Annotated in this window: 14 protein-coding genes and 2 pseudogenes; 12 read left to right on the top strand and 4 right to left on the bottom strand. The window is 56.6% G+C overall.

From position 1 onward, the window contains the following. Positions 1-5: 5 nt before the first annotated feature. Positions 6-1,250: an ABC transporter permease gene (locus HJB83_RS31095; protein WP_221159728.1), complete on the top strand. Its 1,245-nt coding sequence runs from the start codon at positions 6-8 to the stop codon at positions 1,248-1,250. 36 nt (positions 1,251-1,286) lie between these two features. Continuing rightward, positions 1,287-2,222: an ABC transporter permease gene (locus HJB83_RS31090; RefSeq protein WP_221159727.1), complete on the top strand. Its 936-nt coding sequence runs from the start codon at positions 1,287-1,289 to the stop codon at positions 2,220-2,222. A gap of 62 nt (positions 2,223-2,284) precedes the next feature. Here the strand turns inward: HJB83_RS31090 and HJB83_RS31085 are convergent, their stop codons facing one another. Together HJB83_RS31085 and HJB83_RS31080 are read right to left on the bottom strand one after the other, a co-directional pair. Continuing rightward, positions 2,285-3,388, bottom strand: coding sequence for a mandelate racemase/muconate lactonizing enzyme family protein (locus HJB83_RS31085; RefSeq protein ID WP_221159726.1), 1,104 nt, complete (start codon positions 3,386-3,388; stop codon positions 2,285-2,287). A 478-nt stretch (positions 3,389-3,866) separates the two neighbouring features. Further along, a complete protein-coding gene (locus HJB83_RS31080; protein ID WP_221159725.1) occupies positions 3,867-4,472 on the bottom strand; it encodes a TetR/AcrR family transcriptional regulator in 606 nt (201 codons plus the stop codon). A gap of 572 nt (positions 4,473-5,044) precedes the next feature. Between HJB83_RS31080 and HJB83_RS31075 the strand changes: the two genes are divergently transcribed. Both HJB83_RS31075 and HJB83_RS31070 read left to right on the top strand, forming a co-directional pair. Then, positions 5,045-7,339 carry a molybdopterin-dependent oxidoreductase gene (locus tag HJB83_RS31075; protein WP_259671450.1) on the top strand — a complete coding sequence of 765 codons (2,295 nt, stop codon included), beginning with the start codon at positions 5,045-5,047 and terminating at the stop codon, positions 7,337-7,339. A gap of 103 nt (positions 7,340-7,442) precedes the next feature. Then, positions 7,443-8,867 (top strand): aldehyde dehydrogenase family protein, encoded by a 1,425-nt coding sequence (locus HJB83_RS31070; RefSeq protein ID WP_221159723.1) that lies wholly within the window; start codon positions 7,443-7,445, stop codon positions 8,865-8,867. 257 nt (positions 8,868-9,124) lie between these two features. Here the strand turns inward: HJB83_RS31070 and HJB83_RS34815 are convergent. Together HJB83_RS34815 and HJB83_RS31060 are read right to left on the bottom strand one after the other, a co-directional pair. Continuing rightward, positions 9,125-9,265, bottom strand: a pseudogene (locus HJB83_RS34815) (MmcQ/YjbR family DNA-binding protein); the annotation flags it as partial. A 341-nt stretch (positions 9,266-9,606) separates the two neighbouring features. After that, positions 9,607-10,368 carry an enoyl-CoA hydratase/isomerase family protein gene (locus HJB83_RS31060; protein WP_221159722.1) on the bottom strand — a complete coding sequence of 254 codons (762 nt, stop codon included), beginning with the start codon at positions 10,366-10,368 and terminating at the stop codon, positions 9,607-9,609. Positions 10,369-10,708: 340 nt separating this feature from the next. Here HJB83_RS31060 and HJB83_RS34640 point away from each other — a divergent pair, with 340 nt between their 5' ends. The 8 genes and pseudogenes from HJB83_RS34640 to HJB83_RS31035 all read left to right on the top strand — a co-directional run bounded on the left by HJB83_RS34640 (position 10,709) and on the right by HJB83_RS31035 (position 15,165). Further along, positions 10,709-11,098 (top strand): ABC transporter permease, encoded by a 390-nt coding sequence (locus tag HJB83_RS34640; RefSeq protein WP_311044501.1) that lies wholly within the window; start codon positions 10,709-10,711, stop codon positions 11,096-11,098. Next, positions 11,095-11,385, top strand: coding sequence for an ABC transporter permease subunit (locus HJB83_RS34635; protein WP_311044500.1), 291 nt, complete (start codon positions 11,095-11,097; stop codon positions 11,383-11,385). The genes HJB83_RS34640 and HJB83_RS34635 overlap by 4 nt, the downstream gene beginning before the upstream one ends. A 45-nt stretch (positions 11,386-11,430) precedes the next feature. Then, positions 11,431-11,739 carry an ABC transporter permease gene (locus HJB83_RS34425; protein WP_259671449.1) on the top strand — a complete coding sequence of 103 codons (309 nt, stop codon included), beginning with the start codon at positions 11,431-11,433 and terminating at the stop codon, positions 11,737-11,739. A gap of 2 nt (positions 11,740-11,741) precedes the next feature. Then, positions 11,742-12,158 (top strand): ABC transporter permease, encoded by a 417-nt coding sequence (locus HJB83_RS34420; RefSeq protein ID WP_259671458.1) that lies wholly within the window; start codon positions 11,742-11,744, stop codon positions 12,156-12,158. A 35-nt stretch (positions 12,159-12,193) separates the two neighbouring features. Further along, positions 12,194-12,586, top strand: a pseudogene (locus tag HJB83_RS34415) (ABC transporter ATP-binding protein); the annotation flags it as partial. Positions 12,587-12,758: 172 nt separating this feature from the next. After that, positions 12,759-13,217 (top strand): TOBE domain-containing protein, encoded by a 459-nt coding sequence (locus HJB83_RS34410; RefSeq protein ID WP_259671448.1) that lies wholly within the window; start codon positions 12,759-12,761, stop codon positions 13,215-13,217. Positions 13,218-13,459: 242 nt separating this feature from the next. Next, on the top strand, positions 13,460-14,209 hold the full coding sequence (locus HJB83_RS31040; RefSeq protein WP_221159721.1) for an electron transfer flavoprotein subunit beta/FixA family protein: 750 nt from the start codon (positions 13,460-13,462) through the stop codon (positions 14,207-14,209). Positions 14,210-14,232: 23 nt separating this feature from the next. Continuing rightward, a complete protein-coding gene (locus tag HJB83_RS31035; protein WP_221159720.1) occupies positions 14,233-15,165 on the top strand; it encodes an electron transfer flavoprotein subunit alpha/FixB family protein in 933 nt (310 codons plus the stop codon). Positions 15,166-15,345: the final 180 nt, after the last annotated feature.

The following is a 15,345-nucleotide window of genomic DNA, read 5'->3' as shown; positions in this document are numbered from 1 at the left end:
GACTGATGGTCGCGATCACGGAACTTACAACGGCGGATGGCCGCTTGCTTCGCACTGCTTTGACGGACGCTCGGAGCAGGGCGAGGCGAAGAGCGCTGTTACTCGTCTTGCCGCTTTTATTGTTCATCATAATCACATTCGTGGTCCCGATCGGGCAGGTCCTGTATAGGTCGTTTTACAATGACGGATTTGCCGCGAGCGCCCCGCAGCTAAAAGCATGGTTCGAAGCAACAACGGAAGGCGCAGCCCCAGACGAGGCTGCTTATAGCGCACTCGCCGCGGATCTTGACCGGATGCGACGCGAGCGGACTGCCGGTGCCGCAGGCACGAGAATAAACGATGTCCTTCCCGGCTCGAGATCGCTGTTCACTTCGGCGGCCAGAGGTGCTGACGCGCTGAAGCCACCTTATAGGGAAGCGCTCGTTGAAAAAGACGCGCGCTGGGAAGATCCGCGTCTCTGGAACGCCATGCGCGCCGCTGCAAATCCGAAAACGGCGGATTACTACATCATCGCCCTGGATCGACAGCGAAGCATTGACGGCGGCTGGGAGCGGGCTCCGGAGGAGCGCCGGCTGTATGTCGCTCTGTTCATTAAGACCTTCTGGCAGTCCGGCCTGGTTACCTTAATCTGCCTCGTCCTGGCATTCCCCGTCGCTCACCTCATCGCGAACGTGCGCCCGTCGATCGCGAACGTGCTCCTTATCCTTGTGCTTCTGCCGTTCTGGACCTCGCTTCTCGTGCGGACCTCAAGCTGGATAGTGCTGCTTCAGGGGCAGGGTGTCGTGAACAATATCTTGGTAGCGATAGGTCTGGTTAAGACAGATCGAAGGCTCGAACTGATTTACAACAACGTCGGGACGATCATCGTGATGGTGCACGTGTCGCTTCCTTTGATGATCCTTCCACTGTACTCCGTGATGCGGATGATAAACCCCGCTTACGTACGTGCCGCCCGCAGCCTCGGGGCGACCAGCTGGACGGCTTTTAGACGGGTCTACCTGCCCCTGACGATGCCAGGCATCGCCGCGGGTTGTCTGCTCGTCTTCATACTCGCAGTCGGCTATTACATCACGCCAGCGCTCGTAGGTGGGGCTGACGGGCAGTTGATCTCGAACATGATCCAATACCATCTCGGAGCATCAAACTGGTCTCTTGCAGCGGCCTTGGCATTCATACTCCTCGTCAGCGTCTTGATCCTATACTGGCTCTACGACCGCCTGGTGGGGATAGAGAAACTCAAGCTCGGCTGATCGCCTGCGGGCCGGCCTCTACCGGGAGAAACGAAAATGAAGACTTCGCCGCACGCCGATGCCTTGGAGAGGACTTGGCGTTGGACATATCTGGCGATGTGCATCGCCATCTTCTTCTTCCTGGTGGCCCCAGTGCTGGTCGTAGTTCCGCTGAGCTTCAACGCGGAACCGTACTTCTCTTTCACGCAGAAGATGCTCGCGCTCGATCCCGCCGGTTTCTCGCTTCGATGGTATGAGCTTCTCGCTGAATTCGGGATGGCGCGCCCCGACGCCCCGTTCAGCTGGGACTGGCTGAACGATTTCTGGAATAACTCGACGTGGTTGAACGCCGCGAAGAATTCCTTTTTTGTGGGATTATGTGCGACGGTCCTTTCCACCGTTCTGGGCACGTTGGCGTCGCTCGGCATGGCGCGACAGGAAATGCCTTTCAGGCGCACGATCACTGCCATCCTGCTTGCTCCGATGATCGTACCGGTCGTCATCGTAGCGACGGGACTTTTTTTCTTCTACTCCAATCCCTGCGGGATACTCGGCTTTGAGTGTGGGCGGCTCACGTCCACGTATACGGGGCTCATACTGGCACACACAGCGCTTGGCGTTCCGTTTGTGGTGATAACCGTCAAGGCGACACTCACCGGGTTTGACGACACCCTTGCCCGCGCGGCAGCAGGTCTGGGAGCCTCACCGCTTCGGACTTTCTTCAAAGTGGTCATGCCCTTGATCCTCCCCGGCGTCGTCTCTGGGGCCTTGTTCGCGTTCGCCACGTCATTTGACGAAGTCGTGACGGTGCTGTTCGTAGGCGGTCCTCAGCAAGTGACCGTCCCCCGCCAGATGTGGGGAGGTCTGCGCGAACAGGTTAGCCCCGCTATTCTCGCTGCCGCCACCATTCTCGTGCTCATTTCGGTCGCATTGCTCACGACCGTGGAGCTTCTACGCAGACGCTCAGAACGCCTCCGCGGAATCCGTGCGTAGCGATTTCAGGATTGAAGGCGCGAGCGGCGTGCGGGTTACCGCCAGCCGCTCTCGTAGTTTACCTAGCTGTATACGGCAATTGGTCGGCCGAGCAGTTCGAGATCCGGCTCGACCCCGAGACCCGGTAGATCCGGTGGCGGCATCTTACCCTGTTTCGTCCTTGCACCGAGTTGGGGGGCGGGGTCAACGGTTATGTAGTCCTGGCATGACCATGCGCCGCAGAAGCGATTTGCGGGGATTGTCTGGGCGAAATGGGCAGCCACCGTATCGTTCACCACGGTACCAGCCATGCACATCATGAAGAGGTTGATGTCGTAGGAAAGGCAGAGGTCGCGAATTGCCCGTGCCTTGGTGAGTCCGCCAACGCGAGCTAGCTTAATACTTACGAGTTCGCATCCGCGATCAGAGAGCGCACGTACGAAATCTTTGAGTTCGACCATACATTCATCGAGCGAGATTGGCTGGCGCGTCCTGGTTCGGACATCTAGGCATTCTTCGTACGTCAAACAGGGTTGCTCGAACGTCGTGTCGAGATTGCTGACCGCGTTCATGACGCGGGTGGCTTCGTGCGGACTCCATCCACCGTTGGAATCGAATATGAAGAGTTCGCCACTTTTCCTGTTCTCCATGACTGCACGAATTGTCTCGATATCGCTTTCGATGCCTTGGCCCATCTTGACCGAGAAATTCCGGAATCCCGCCGTTCGCTTCCGCTCGATTTCCGAGTTCATCTCGTCAAAAGAGCCGAGGTGGACGGATGCCAAACGCGGTACCGCATTTTCCTCCTTCCCCCCGAGGAGCTCATATATCGGCCGCCCTGTGGCTTTGCCCAGGATGTCGTAGATCGCAAAATCGACTGCCGCCTTGGCGTATATGTGGCCCGCAAGAATACGATCCATAAACCGCACGATCACGTCCGGCCGGGTTGGGTCGAGCCCGATGAGCTGTGGGGCCATCTCCATCAGAGCGGTACGGACACCCCCGGGGAATGCGGGAAGGTACGAGGAGCCCCAAGGGCAAACCTCGCCCCAACCTGAGATCCCCTCGTCGGTATCGATCCGGACAAAAGTTGAGTGAAACCTGTCGAAAACCCTTCCGCGCGAGAGCACCTGCGGCGTCTCGAGAGGCAGTTCCAATCCGTAAAGTGATATTCCAGTGATTTTCATTTCATACCTCCGATAGTTCGATCCCTGTATGGCGCGGCGCGCCGTGCACGCGGGACGACACGCTGCCTGCTGCACGTGTGCGCGCCCTTGGGTCATTCATCGGTTTTATCACTGTTGAATGACCGCGCCCGGCGCTTCTTGCCAGTCGAGGACCGTCGGTCGGTCCCATCCTATTTTAAACTAGCAGGTTGCCAGCGGCGACAGATTGTGCGCCAGACGTACTCTCGTCAAGAAAAACATACTGTCTAAGCTAAATATAAACGTATGCCGATAAAAAACGACCGCCCCGAATAATCCGCACGAGAATGCAGGCCGCGGACTCGCTCTGAGGCGCAACCCGCCGAGCGCGCTGCAAATCGAATGCCGCGTACCTTTTGATGCCACGGTCGATGTTCAAGCTGGCCTGCAAAGGACGCTCGAAGCTTAGACCTCAACTCACTAAGGGGGATAGCTAACTATTTGGCTGCACCGGGCTGGTCTATCGCGATTTATCGAGCCGAACTTTCACGTGCGCTCTGTCGAAGATTGCTTCTGCCATTTCGTAGCTCAAAGCCTTTGCGCCCGAACCCGCGGGATCGTTGAAATACTGAAAACTGCAACCGTCCACGATAACCAGCAGGGATCGTGCGATTGTTATTAGATCCCAATCGCAGGTTTCACGCGCAGCCTGCTGCGCCTCGTTCAGCACCAAGTCAATGGCGGACAGGTAAAGAGGATACATCGACTGGCCAACCCTGCTGCCAGTTCGAACCGCCCAAAGAAACAGCTCAAACTGTGCCTGGGCATTTTGAGGTACTTTTTCCAGACCTTCCCACCAAGCGTCCAAAATGTCCCTGACAGCGGCTCGCACTCCGACGCTGCCCGCCGACCTTATTGAGTCCGGCACCATTTCATGGATCCACCGCTCAACCGCGGCATGAACCAGTTCGTCCTTGTCCCGGAAACAATAATGCACCGCTGCGAGAGACGATTTTGCCCGTTTGGCGACCTCGCGCATGGTGACGGACTGCACGCCCGTCTCCTGCATGATTTCCATGGTGGCATCTACAAGTTGCTCACGACGGAGTGCCGACGAAATACGCACTGAGCTTCCTTTTTCTCCGAAACGTCCTACGCCTACGACAAGTCGTCGCATGCTGCTGATGCAGCATTCAATTCGCACAAACCTTCAGACTAGGCAATTGGCTGTGGGATGGATGCATTCACCTGCAAGAAGACGATATTCCGCCCTCGCTGTTCGGGGGCGGGCTTCATGCGCGGCGCAGCTCACGATCCGGATCAACGCTGATCGTACGTGTTCGGCGACTAGCGTCGAGCGCTTTCGGGGTTGACCCCTGTGTCCTGTCGATGACTTCTCAGGCGAACACATAGGTTCGGAGTTTGCTCGCATAAACGGTTTTTTTGAAAAGGAAATCCCTCCACAAACATGACGCGGCCGATTGACTGAGACTAACGTCCATGTAAGGTGTCGTACTGGGCGGTATAATCATCGTCTGGAGAGTACCTGTAATGCGCTGCCCGGTGTGGGCGCCGCTCTGTCCGCTTTTTGGTGCTCGCTGTCGGTACCTCAGGCACCTAACTCTTGGAATGCATATGTCGAAGCAAAATTCTCACTCGGGCTCACAAGCGCCCGAGTTCGCTCTCGGACACTGGGGCATGCACCGGATTTCCAGGGATGCAGCAGGGAAACCTAGCCTGATAGCCTGGGAAGGCGATGGCAATCCCAGTCCGATCGGACTCGATCAGCTGTCGGAGGAAGTCCAAGCGCTTCGAGTGCGCCGTCCGTCGTTTCGGGAAAGCTGGCTACGCGAGGGAGCTGGAGCGAGACGCGAGCGGCGCGGTAGCGATCGGTTCGTCGAGGTGCCATGGGATGAAGCGTTCGAGCTGGTAGCCGGGGAACTGAACCGCGTCATAACTACACACGGTAACAATTCCATATTTGGCGGGTCGTACGGATGGGGAAGCGCGGGCCGCTTCCACCACGCTCAAAGCCAGATTCATCGCTTTCTAAACGCTATTGGCGGCTACGTTAAAGGCAGGGATTCCTACAGCTTCGGCGCAGGTTCCGTGATCATGCCGCACATTGCGGCACCCATGGAGGAATTGCTGGATCAGCACACGGACTGGAACACTCTTGCGGCACATAACGAACTATTTGTTGCCTTCGGGGGGATTCCTCTTCGAAACACACAGATGACAGCTGGCGGCCCGAGTCGGCATAGGGTCCGGGAAGCGCTAGACCAAATGAGAGCCAGGGGAGTTCGCTTTGTCAACATTTCTCCGCTGAAGCAGGACATAGATGGCGCGGCGGAATGGCTGCCGATCCGCCCGGGCAGCGACGTCGCGTTGATACTGGCCCTTCTCCATGTCTTGATTTCGGAAAATTTGGACGACCGGAAATTTCTCTCTCGCTACTGTGTGGGAGGTGAGCAGGTAAAGCGCTACGTCCTGGGCGAAAAGGACGGCCAGTCCAAGACGCCGGAATGGGCATCGGCGATCACAGGCGTGCCCGCCCACAGGATCATCGAGCTTGCCCGCGACATGGGTCGTTCCTTAACGATGATCAATGCATCCTGGTCCCTTCAACGCCAGAGCCACGGTGAACAAGCCTACTGGGCGATCGTGACGCTTGCCTCCCATATCGGTCAGATTGGTCAGCCCGGCGGCGGATTCGGCATAGGATACGGTACCTTGAATTCGGTCGGATCCAGCGAGCTGAGGCTATCGGGACCGAGATTGTCCCAGGGTTCGAACCCGGTCGAACAGTTCATCCCGGTGGCGCGGATTGCCGACGCGCTGTTGGAACCCGGAGCTCGTTTCGACTACGATGGCGGAACGTACGAGTATCCGGATATCCGGCTCGTCTACTGGGCCGGGGGAAACCCCTACCACCACCACCAGGATCTCAATCGATTCATCTCCGCCTGGCGAAAGCCGGAAACGATCATCGTACACGAACAGTTTTGGACAAGCAGCGCGAAAGCAGCGGACATTGTTCTGCCGGCCAGTACGACGCTTGAGCGAAATGACATCGGTTTCGCGTCCCGTGAGGGGCAAATGGTCGCCATGCGAAAGCTGCAGGAGCCACTGGCGGACGCAAAATCCGATTTCGACATCTTCGGTGGCATAACCCGGTGCATGGGAAAGGAGGGCGAGTTTACGGAAGGACGCACGGCCGAAGAGTGGCTGGAGAATATCTACGAGGATTTTCGGCAGAGAAACACCACCCTGGTCGCGCTGCCGGGCTTTTGCGAATTCTGGGAAGCAGGGCGGCTAGAAATTCAAACTCCCAACAAGCCTACGATCATGTTTGAACGGTTCAGGGCGGATCCTGAACGGCATCCCCTTAAGACGCCTTCGGGACGAATCGAACTATATTCCGAGCGGATCGCCAGCTTCGGCTACGACGACTGCCCAGGGCAAGCTACATGGCTGGAGCCGCTGGAGTGGCTCGGATCGCAGAAGACCGCCCGCTTTCCTCTGCACCTGCTGAGCCAAGAGCCAAGTCGACGGCTTCATAGCCAGCTCGACCACTCCCCGCACAGTCGGTCAGGCAAGGTAATGGGCCGGGAACCTATCCTTCTCAATCCAAAAGACGCGATTGCCCGCGGTATAGCCGACGGCGATGTCGTCAGGGTGTTCAATGATCGTGGCGCGTGCCTGGCATCCGCTCAGCTAAGTGGCGACCTTTTGGATGGGGTAGCGATAATCGCGACAGGTGCATGGTTCGATCCCACGGACTGGGCGCTCACTAACAGTCTCGAGAAGCACGGCAACCCGAATGTGGTGACCATCGACGCGCCTGCCTCGAAGCTTTCGCAGGCCACGGTCGCACAATCCTGTCTGGTGGACGTGGAGTTGTTCGTCGGTGAGCTTCCGGCGGTGACGGCCTTCGACCTACCGAAATTCGCCGCGGAAGATACCGCGCGTTCTAAATCGCCGCGGGTCTAGACATTCTACTCACGAGAATATACTAATACGCAGCAGTATATTGAGGCTGCCCGTAGGTCGGGAGTGCGGCGAGCGCAGATCGCCAATGGGCAAGAGGAAAAACATGGAACACTCGAGCAAATTCTACATCGACGGCAAGTGGGTCGAGCCCGCTTCTAAAAACACCTGCGATTTGATCGATCCCGCCACCGAAAAGGTCTACGCGACGGTCGCGATGGGTTGCACGGAAGATATCGACCGGGCTGTGAAGGCAGCACGACGGGCCTTCTCGACATATTCGAAGACGACAGTCGAAGACCGTATCGAACTACTCCAGAAGATACATGCTGTGTTCGTCAAGCGCGAAGCCGATATCTCCTCGACGGTTACGCAGGAAGTCGGAATGCCGATCTCCGTAAGTTCAGGCTTCCTCCTGGACTGGTGTAAGCTGCATACTCGCGAGACAATCGAGATCCTCCGGAGCTACTCTTTTGCCGAAAAGCTGGGAACGACCACGATTTACAAGGAGCCGATCGGTGTCGTTGGGATGATCACTCCCTGGAATTTTCCGATCGGTCAGATCTTCACGAAAATCCTACCGGCTTTGGCAACAGGCTGCACAATGGTGCTCAAGCCCAGCCAGCTTACGCCGCTCGACGCCATCATTGCCGCTGAGATCCTTGACGAGGCCGGAGTTCCACCCGGCGTGTTCAACCTTGTCAACGGAGATGGCCGCGTTGTGGGCGAAGCGATTTCTCAGCATCCCGACATCGATATGGTCTCTTTCACCGGGTCGACTCGGGCGGGTATCCAAATCGCCAAATCGGCCGCCGACACGATCAAGCGCGTGGTCAACGAGCTTGGCGGCAAATCGGCGAATATCCTCTTGGAAGACGCCGATTTCAATACTGCGGTTGAAAACGCCGTCGGCAACTGCTTCTTCCTGAACGGTCAGGCATGCGACGCGGGAACGCGACTGCTGGTACCTCGCAGCCGCCTTGAAGAGGCGACGAACATCGCAGCAAAGGTTGCCAACGGATATGTTTCGGGACCGCCTAGCGATCCGAAGACAACGCTCGGCCCCGTCATGAACGCGGGCCAATTCAAGAGCGTGCAGGCTTACATCCAGTCTGGTATCGACCAAGGTGCAAAGCTCGCAGCCGGAGGTGTCGGACGGCCTGATGGTATTGATGCCGGCTACTTCGTCAAGCCTACGATTTTCTCCGATGTAAAGTCGGACACGAAGATCTATCGCGAGGAAATATTTGGCCCGGTTCTGACAATCAGCGGCTACGAGGACCTCGAAGACGCCGCGCGGATGGCCAATGACACCGTTTATGGCTTGGCAGCTCACGTCACAGGTAAGGATATGGACAAAGTCTGCCAGCTTTCGCGCGAACTGCGTGCTGGTTCGGTTTTCGTGAATTCCCCTGACTTCGATCCTAAGGCTCCGTTCGGCGGCTATCGCCAATCGGGTAACGGTCGCGAATGCGGTGAACACGGCTTCACAGAGTTTCTCGAAATTAAAGCCGTGGTTGGCCACGGCTGATCTGCATGGTTATGCAATAATCAGGGCTGCTCGACAGATGCAGTCCTTTTTCTGTTCACTCGCTCCAGGCTCAACCTTTGGGAGTGATTTGCGCGCCGCTTTTGTTGTACGGATTGAATGCCCCACGGTCGCTTCGCTCGGGAAAGATTTGGTACGACGAGCTTGTAAGCTTCCTTGACGACGTTCTGGACGAGATCGCAGTCGATCCCTTTCCCCTCGGCGATCCAATCTAGTTCATGTGTTAACCAGGTGTGACACTAGGAAAAACGTTCGCGGAGCATCCTGGAACGCTCAGGATCGCACTTTGCAGTCACGATTTTGTCACGGGGCACGTCGGTCGCCATCATGAAGACTTTGCCCGCAACCTTGAAAGCATCATATTCCGGTCCAAAGTTGTGTCTTCGTTGCGCCGAGCATCTCGGAAGCGACTTTGCTCGCGGCGTCTTGGATTTGGGCTCCGTTCATCCAGATTCTCCAGCTCAACAAAAATGAATTGGATCGGGTGGTTCGAATTATTTGCCGCGCTGTCTCACGTTCATTCCGCATTTCGGAATGCGCTCGACGCGAGCGCCATCGATTACCGCGTTAGGGTGGCCAGCGACTGTGTACCGCTCATTTTGATTACCTATTCATGTATCGTGACAATATTTGACCGGCGTGCAAGCTTGCCGATCCAAGCGTATTGCCGCGCGTCAATCGCACCGCCGAGAGCCTCTTGTCGCGCGACGCAGTGAGGGCGTCATCGATTGAAAACCGGCGGACGCTTTTCCAGGAACGCGGCCACCCCTTCAATTCCGTCGGGTGAGGTGCTCAGTTTAGCAAGCTCTGCTCCTTCCTTGGCCAATCCGTCCTCGAGGGGCAGTTCGGAATAGCCGCCAGCTGTGATTATCCCGGAGATCGCGGTACGGCTGAAACGCACCCAGAGTGCGGCGAACGCCAATGCTTCATCAACGGGTTGCTCTACGATCCGGTCGACCAAACCTATCTGGAGCGCCTCCTTAGCGCCGACTTTTCGTGCGGTAAGCATCATATCCAATGCGCGCGAAAGACCGACGAGACGGGGCAGTCTTTGCGTGGCTCCGGCACCTGGCAAAAGACCGAGCTTAATTTCCGGCATTGAAAATTCCGCGCTATTGGTGGCAAGGCGGAATGTGCAAGCCAGCGCCAGCTCGACGCCCCCGCCCATCGCAAGTCCGTCCACAACCGCAATCGAGGGTATCCTTGCAACGCTGATGTTGTGAAACACGCCGCGGCGGTAGGTCGCACGCTCTGTGGCTTCTTCCGGTGTCATTCCGCAGAGGTCATTGATATCCGCACCTGCGCTGAATGCCCGCCCGGGGGCCGCGGCAAAAATCAAGCCTCGACATAGCAGCTCCTCGTTGGCTCGCCTAACGATCTCGTCGATTTGTCGAAACGCGCCGATATCGAGCGCGTTCAGCTTGCCTGGCCTATCAAGCGTTACTATTCCGATAGAGTTTTTCAACTCGAAGTGAACGCTCATTACGTCGATTTCTCCATGTCCGAAGTGGGTTCCCTCGACATTCTCAATACGCCAAAACGCGGTACGCGCTAGTTCTCAAAGATACCTATTGGTATTATTTGTAGCATCGAACGAGCTTAAAGCAAGCATCGAAAGCGATCGAACCCGCGTTCTCTCCGCGGGCCGCGCCGGATTGCTACTTGAATGCCGCACCTTGGGCACCTCAAAAAGTGTTGACATTCCGGCTTTCCCAACTAATCTGCCTGGCGCGTCCGAAAAAGCTTCTCGCCAGTATAAAAACGGTCTGGCAGCGTACGCAGGGGACTAAACGGATCGATTCCGGCGGAATGCCGCCGCCCGGATGGAGATATTTCTCAGGTCAGCTCGCATTGCGCTCGAGGCATCGATTTTTGCGTTGTTGATCGGATACCCCGCTGCGGTGGCAATTTCGCGGACAAAGAAAAGATGGCAGATGCCGCTTTTGTTTATGGTGATCCTTCCTTTCTGGAGCAATTACTTGATCCGGACCTACGCATGGATCGTGATGTTGAATCGCACAGGCATCATCAACCAGGGATTGCTGTCCTCCGGACTGATCGATCAGCCACTAAATATGCTGTACACCGAGGGCGCAATTATCGTTGGCCTTGTCTACAGCTATCTCCCATTCGTCATCCTGACGATTTACGCTTCCATCCAACGTCTCAATCCGGAGTTGACCGAAGCCAGTGAGGATCTCGGTGCCTCTTGAAGACGCTCACCCGAATTACCTTGCCATTGACGATGCCGGGGATCGTGGCTGGCGGAGTGTTCGTATTCGTTTTGTCCATCGGGAATTTCGTCACCCCCCAGCTCTTGGGCGGTGGGCGCATGAAGATGGTAGGAAACCTAATCCAGGACCAGTTCACCGCGGCTCGGGACTGGCCCTTCGGATCGGCCCTAGCCCTTGTCCTGATCACCATCATGCTAGCCCTGCTAGCCATTCAGGGTCGGATCCAGCAGCGCGTTCGAAACATCGAGGAGGAAGGCGTTGCGTAAGCGGAACACTCTTCTGAAACTACATTTTCTGTGCACGCTGTTTTTTTGTACGTGCCGATCCTCGTGCTTGTTGTGTTGAGCTTCAATGCTTCCGGGCTTCCCACCGCGTGGGGTGGCGTCACTTTGAAATGGTATGTGAAACTCGCGGGTGATCAAAACATTATCCGGCCGTTGATCAACACGTTGATAGTCGGCGGCACCACGGCTGTTCTTTCGACTGTCATCGGTACGATGCTTGCTCTCGGGGTCGAGCGAATGAAACCGTCGTCGTTGCTTGATGGCTTGTTGCTCACTCCGATGGTCATCCCCGATATAGTCCTTGCGATCTCGCTCCTAAGTTTTTTGTCTTGCTGAATATGGCGCTAGGGTTGCACACAATCATCATTTCGCATGTAGTTTTCTGCATCGCATTCGTGACTTCGGTCGTAAGGGCGCGGCTGGATGGCTTCGACAATTCCTTGCTGGAAGCGTCTACCGATCTTGGCGCTGACAAACTGACAACCTTCCGACGGATCAGGCTACCGCTAATCCTGCCGGGCGTCGTCGCAGGCGCGCTGCTTTCGTTCACGCTTTCATTCGACGAATACATGATCGCCTCGTTTACGGCTGGCTCTTCGGGAGCCTCGGAAACGTTACCGATGCATATTTACTCGATGCTGCGTTTCGGCATCAAGCCAGACATCAACGCACTCGCTGCCGTCACATTGGTCATCAGCTTCCTGCTGGTTTTCCTCGCCCAACGCTTCAATAAGGGGGCCTTCGAAGAACCATAACCGTTCCTACTGTCATTCAGCTCAACAACAACGTCTTGAAGTACGGCACCTATACAGCAATCGACCATGTCTCAGTCGATTTCAGAGAAGGCGAGTTTTTCGCGCTTCTAGGACCTTCCGGGTGTGGAAAGTCGTCCCTGCTGCGCGTCATCGCGGGCTTCGTAGACCCCACTTCCGGCGAAGTCCTCCTCGATGGGCGGGACATGACGAAGGTTGCCGCTAGGCATCGGCCGGTCAACATGATGTTTCAGAGCTACGCGCTCTTTCCGCACATGAGCGTCGAGCAGAACGTGCGCTACGGGCTGGAGATGGCCAAGATTCCCGAGAGAGAGATAAAAGATCGGGTAGGGGCCATCTTGGAGACGACACATCTCACGCCAATGGCTCGCCGGAAACCGAACCAGCTGTCTGGGGGGCAAAGACAGCGTGTTGCACTGGCTCGTGCTTTGGTCATGCGGCCCCGCGTTCTCTTGTTGGACGAGCCTCTGGTGCCCTTGATAAGAAACTTCGTGAGGCAATGCAGCTTGAGCTCAAACGCCTTCAGCATGAGATGGGCCTTACTTTCGTGGTGGTCACTCACGATCAAAAGAAGCCTTGGTCATGGCAGATCGTATCGCGCTTATGCGAGCAGGCAAGATCGAGCAAATTGGCTCCGCCAGCGATCTCTACGAGCGCCCAGCGTCACGGTTCGTTGCGGACTTCATTGGCCGAACGAACTTTCTTGAAGGAGTGGCGAAAGGCGGAAAGGTCGCGATCCAGCACCTGGGCGATTTTTTCGGCAATGGAGAATTCGACGGCAACGTTACTTACTCCATACGCCCGGAATGGATCCGACTGTTCGACAGCAGGCCTGTAGACTACGAGAATTCGATTGAGGGGTTGGTGGAAGAAATAAACTACCACGGACAAGGCGAGAACATCATGGTGCGCCTGCCTGGCCAGTCAAACCTCATCAGTGTGTTGAAGCCAGTAAACGAAGCTTCACCCGCTCACGTTTCCGGTGGCGGTAAGGTCTGGTTGGCGTGGAACGGTAGGGACGCCCGCGTTCTGCCTCGATAGATAGATCGGGCGGCGGCCACGCAATAGAACTCGCCTTTTTTATTTTTGGGGTGATGGCGAGGCCGTAGGATGGGACCCGGCGTTCACTGCCGCGTACGCTTAAATGCGAATTCCTACCCCGCACATAAAAAAACTTTGAAACTGTATTGTACTCATCGGAATGTCTTTGTACTAATTAGTATCGCTTGCTCGTCTCGAGCGCGCAGTCGGCAACAGGCCGAGCTTTTGGCATGGAGACATACATGAAAGTTCTCGTTCCGGTGAAACGGGTGGTCGATTACAACGTGAAGATCCGCGTTAGGCCGGATGGTACAGGTGTTGAGCTTTCGAACGTCAAGATGTCGATGAACCCGTTCGACGAGATCTCGGTGGAAGAGGCGCTGCGGCTGAAGGAAGCCGGCAAGGCCGAGGAAGTGGTGGTCGTCTCGATCGGTCCGGCCAAGGCCGAAGAGACGCTGAGGACCGCCCTTGCCATGGGTGCCGACCGGGCGATCCTAGTCGAGACAGATGATCAGGTCGAGCCGCTCACCGTTGCCAAGATCTTGAAGGCTGTCGCCGATGCCGAACAGCCGGGGCTGATCATCGTCGGCAAGCAGGCGATCGATGACGACAGCAACCAAACCGGCCAGATGGTGGCGGCATTGATGGGAATTGCCCAAGCGACCTTCGCCTCGAAGATCGAGATCGGTGATGGCAAAGCGACCGTCACCCGCGAGGTCGACGGCGGCCTGCAGACGATCGAGATAAAGCTGCCGGCGGTCATCACCTCGGACCTTCGGCTCAACGAACCGCGTTATGCCTCGCTGCCGAACATTATGAAGGCGAAGAAGAAGCCGCTCGACAAGAAGAGCCCGGCTGATTTCGGCGTCGACACCACGCCGCGGCTAAAGGTTCTAAAGACCGAGGAGCCATTGGCCCGCAAGGCCGGCGTCAAAGTTAAGTCGGTCGCCGAACTGGTCGACAAGCTCAGACACGAAGCCGGCGTACTTTAAGGTTCGAGAAAGGAATTACGACAATGGCCATTCTTCTTCTAGCTGATCACGACAATGTCAGCCTTTCCGACCAGACCTCAAAGGCGCTGACGGCAGCTTCTAAAATCGCTAAGGAAATACACGTCCTTGTCGCCGGGAAGGCGGCATCGCCGGTCGCTGATGCCGCTTCCAGGCTCAGCGGCGTGTCCAAGGTTCTGCTCGCCGAAAGCGAGGAGTTCGTCGACAATCTCGCGGAACCTCTCGCCGACCTTATTGTCTCGCTAGCTGGCAGCTACGACACGATCATTGCCGCTGCGACCTCGACCGGCAAGAACGTCCTGCCGCGCGTCGCAGCTCTCCTCGACGTCCAACAGATCTCGGAAATCATCGAAATCGTCTCCGCCGACACCTTCAAGCGACCTATCTATGCCGGTAACGCCATCCAGACGGTTCAGTCAACCGACGCCAAAAAGGTGATCACGGTTCGAAGCTCCTCTTTTTCCCCGGCCTCCCAGGGCCCAGCTGCTGCCGTCGAATCTGTTTCGACGGCAGCCTTTTCTTCCGATCTTTCAAGCTCGGTATCCACGTCGATCGCCACATCGGACCGACCCGACCTCAACACCGCTAAAGTCGTTATCGCAGGCGGCCGAGCCCTTGGTTCCGCCGAAAAATTCAAGGACGTTATCCTACCTGTTGCCGACAAACTCGGCGCGGCAGTCGGTGCGTCCCGCGCTGCCGTCGATGCAGGTTACGCTCCGAACGACTGGCAGGTCGGACAGACTGGCAAAGTCGTCGCTCCCCAGCTCTACGTCGCGGTCGGTATCTCGGGTGCCATCCAGCATCTTGCTGGCATGAAGGATTCCAAAGTGATCGTCGCAATAAACAAGGACGAGGAAGCACCGATCTTCCAAGTTGCCGACTACGGACTTGTGGGTGACTTGTTCGAGATTCTGCCGGAACTACAAAAAGCCCTTTAAAGGGAACAAGTTCCTTGGCACGGCGTGTCGTCATGAAGCCGCATGCGGATCTCCGTAACGGGTGTTCCGTCCCCACATTGCCCTCTGCCGCCTGATCTGTGATCGAGGTTTCCATGGATGAAGAACGGGAGTTTCTCCATGGAGACTACATTGGAGTTTCTCACAACCAGGAAGCCTGAA

The organism is Rhizobium sp. NZLR11 (assembly GCF_019685115.1).
Lineage (GTDB): Bacteria > Pseudomonadota > Alphaproteobacteria > Rhizobiales > Rhizobiaceae > Rhizobium.
Note: the sequence above shows the minus strand (reverse complement) of the source record. Positions and strands in the feature narration are given on the sequence as shown.